The sequence below is a fragment of the Pseudomonas sp. P5_A2_2 genome, assembly GCF_054177685.1.
Genome location: NZ_JBGCUL010000476.1, coordinates 1 through 3,484 on the forward strand (window position 1 = coordinate 1; position 3,484 = coordinate 3,484).

Genomic DNA, 3,484 nt, shown 5'->3' on the forward strand with positions numbered 1-3,484 from the left:
ATTTGCAGCAACGGGGCCTGGAGGCAACGGACTACCTCCCGCTGCCGTCGCACCCATGGCAAGTCAATGAAGAACTGACCAATTCGTTCGCCGGCGAGATCGCCGACAACCTGCTGATCGTCACCGACATCGTTGCTTTCACCGGCCACCCGACCATGTCTTTCCGCACGGTCGTACCAGAGGCCAGCCGCGTTGCGCCGATGGTCAAACTGCCGGTGGCCTTGCGCCTGACCAGCGTGCAGCGCACCGTGTCGCCGCGCTCGGCCCGGATGGGACCGCGCATCAGCCAACTGATATTGCAGATTCTCGATCATGAACCGCGGATTCAGCGCCTGCTGAACATCGTGCCGGAGCGCATCGGCGTTCATTACGCGCCACAACCGGCCAATGACGAACGGTCCCGACATGCCGCCGTGCTATACCGCGACAACCCGCTGACCCTGCTGCAAGAAGGCGAGCTGGCCGTGCCGGTCGGCAGCCTGTTCGCCGTCAACGAATTCGAACAGCCGTTGCTGCGTGACTGGGTACAACTGGCTCAGGGTCGTGACGACAGCGCGGCCATGCTGGCGTTCTTCGATGATTACCTGTCGATTGCCGTCCCGAGCCTGCTGGGCATCTACCTGATGTATGGCGTGGCGTTCGAAGCGCACCAGCAAAACAGCTTCATGGTGATGGGCGCTGACGGGCAGTTGAATCGGTTGCTGCTGCGTGACTTCGGCGACATTCGCATCGATCGCAAAACCCTGCACGCCAAGGGTCTGGATATCCAGCTGCACGATCCKGAAATGACCCTGTACGACGACGCCGGTTTTGTCCGCGACAAGCTCCTGCACACCACGTTCATGTGCCATCTCGGTGAGTTGACGTTGCTCTGCGCCCGCCACTGGAATGTGCCGGAAAACAGCCTTTGGGAGCGTTTGGCCATGCACGTTGAACAGTGCTTCGAGAGCGTGCGCGAGCACGTCGAACCGGCACGCTGGGAAAGCGAGCGCCAGGCCCTGCTGGAACAGGATTGGCCGGCCAAATCGTTCATGCGCATGCGCTTGCACGACAGCCACGCCGACATCGTCGGACGCCTGAGTAATCCGCTGCGAACCAACGCCGATGCTCGCTGATGGTCGTGCGTTGCGACTGCTGATCGTCATCCAGTTTGTCTCCATGGGCGCCATGGAAATGAGCGGCCCGTTCTGGCCCTTGCAGATCCAGCATCTGCTTGGGCCAGAGGGCGCCGGCTACACCGCGCTGCTATCGGCGCTGGTGTATGCCGGCCCGATGCTGGCGGCCATGCTGCTGACGCCAGCGTGGGGACGGCTGGGTGATCGCACCGGGCACAAGCCGATGATCGTTCGGGCGTTGCTGGCACTTGCGCTGTGCCAGGGGCTGGCGGCGATTACCCTCGACCCGTGGCTGCTGGTGGGCATTCGCGTGATGCAAGGCGCATTGGCCGGGTTTATCGCCGCCGCGCAAGCCTATGCCCTGGCCTGCTGCGACAGCTCCCGGCGCGGTCACACCCTGGCCCGTCTGCAATCGGCGACCGCCGTCGGCTCGTTGATCGGCCCGGTACTGGGCGGCTGGCTGATGGACATCTCGGGGTTTGCCCTGCTCTGTTATGGCGCGACGGCGATTTGCCTGCTGTGTGCACTGGGGAGTTTTTTCCTGCCGGCCGACAAGGCGCGAACCTCGACGAAGAAACCGGTTGCGCCGGTGGCCCTGCCTAAAGGCTGGCTTGGTGGAATCCTGTTGGTAATCGTGTTGATTCAAGCCGCGAAGATGATGCCGCAGCCTTTCTACGCGCTGTACGTCGCCGACATTCTGCACGCGCCGGGCTGGCTGATCGGCGCTACTTACGCGGCGAGTGCAGCGACCCTGGCCATCTCCGCCCCGCTGTGGGGGCGTCTGTTCGACCACTGGCAGCCGGCTTACACCTTGCGCGTCATCGAAGGCGTTGCCTGGCTCTGCGCCCTGACGCTAGCGGCCACGGCACTGGCCAGCGAATGGCTGGGGTTTCTCGTCAGCCGGCTGGTCTGGGGCATCTGGCAAGGCGCACTGCTCCCCGTCGCCTATGCGCTGATCGCCAACACCGTGTCGTCAAGCCAACAGGGTTTTGCCCTCGGCCTGGGCAACAGCGCGGCCAAGGCTGGCGCTCTGCTTGGTGCCGTCCTCGGCGGGATCGGCATGGGGCTGGTCGGGCTGGCCCACAGTTTCTGGCTGGTGGCGTTGACCTACGCACTGGCCGCCATCGGGATCCGTTGGGTGCGCTCATTCACCTCCACGCCTGATCCCGCAATCTTGTCTACCCACACTTATCACGACTAAAAAAAAGACCAATTCATGACCCGAACCAAACTTTCCTTGTTGATTCCGTTGCTCGGCTCCGTCAGCGCCCAGGCCTGGGCCGAGGACACCGACCAGCAGCCCGGCACATTGAACATGCAAGCCACCGTCGTTTCCGCGACGCGCAGCGAAGCGACCATTGCCTCGATTCCAGGCTCGGTCCAGGTGATCGACGAACAACAGATCCGCCAACAGAGTGGCGCCGGGCGTCGGGTCTCCGACATTCTGGGGCAGCTGGTTCCCGGCCTGGCGCCGTCCAGCGGCGGGATGAGCAACTTCGGCCAGACCCTGCGCGGGCGCAACATGCTGGTGTTGATCGACGGCGTGTCGCAGAACGCCACGCGTGACAACTTCCGCCAGCTCAACAGCATCGCGCCGGCCAGTATCGAACGCATCGAGGTGGTTTCCGGCGCCAGCAGCATTTATGGAGCCGGCGCTTCGGGCGGCATCATCAACATCATCACCAAGCGCAACCAGGGTCAGGACCTTGCCTACAGCAGCAAACTGGGCCTGACTACCGGCAACAATCTCAACAGCAAGGGTTTCGCCTACGAGGCCTTTCAGAGTGCGACCGGGCGCAAGGATGCCCTGGACTGGTACGTGTCCGCCGACCTGACCCAGCGCAACGATCAGTACGACGGCAACGGCAATCGCATCCCTCAGGACACCTCCCAGGGCAGCAACATGGACACCGACACCTACGACCTGCAAGGTCGTTTCGGTTACGAACTGGATGCCGATAAAAAACTCAGCCTGTCGCTGCAGGACTACAAGGACCAGCAGGACACTGACTTCACAAAAGACCCGAAAAACCTGCAAGAGGCCGTGGCGGTCAAAGGACTGAAACTCGACGACCAGCCCTACACCCATAACCAGGCGGCCAACCTCAACTACACCGACAACGACTTCTATGGCCAGGGCCTGCAACTGGAAAGCTACTGGCGCCGGGCCGACGCGCTGTTCTTCCCGGACCTGTCGCGGGGCAAGGCCGGGATCGCCGACAACAACAGCGTGCAGGATGTCTACGGCCTGCGTGCGGCCATCGACACGCCGTTGCCGGCCATCGGCAGCGCCACGGGCAACCTGGTCTGGGGCGCCGACTATGATCACGAACGCTCCCGCCAGCGCGGTGACCAATACACCCTCAAAG

General features: G+C 63.0%; 3 protein-coding genes. All 3 read left to right on the forward strand.

Going from position 1 to position 3,484, the window contains the following annotated elements; genetic code table 11:
• The coding region (locus ACXRVY_RS20665; RefSeq protein WP_458238120.1) for an IucA/IucC family protein at positions 1–1,115 on the forward strand (1,115 nt) is incomplete at its 5' end.
• On the forward strand, positions 1,105–2,316 hold the full coding sequence (locus ACXRVY_RS20670) for an MFS transporter (RefSeq protein ID WP_223462018.1): 1,212 nt from the start codon (positions 1,105–1,107) through the stop codon (positions 2,314–2,316). The genes ACXRVY_RS20665 and ACXRVY_RS20670, both read left to right, overlap by 11 nt.
• A 15-nt stretch (positions 2,317–2,331) precedes the next feature.
• On the forward strand, positions 2,332–3,484 hold a 1,153-nt coding region (locus tag ACXRVY_RS20675), incomplete at its 3' end, for a TonB-dependent receptor (RefSeq protein WP_458238121.1).

Excerpts from the sequence above, each read along its gene's own strand:
- ACXRVY_RS20670 (WP_223462018.1), top strand. The coding sequence starts at position 1,105 with ATGCTCGCTGATGGTCGTGCGTTGCGACTGCTGATCGTCATCCAGTTT.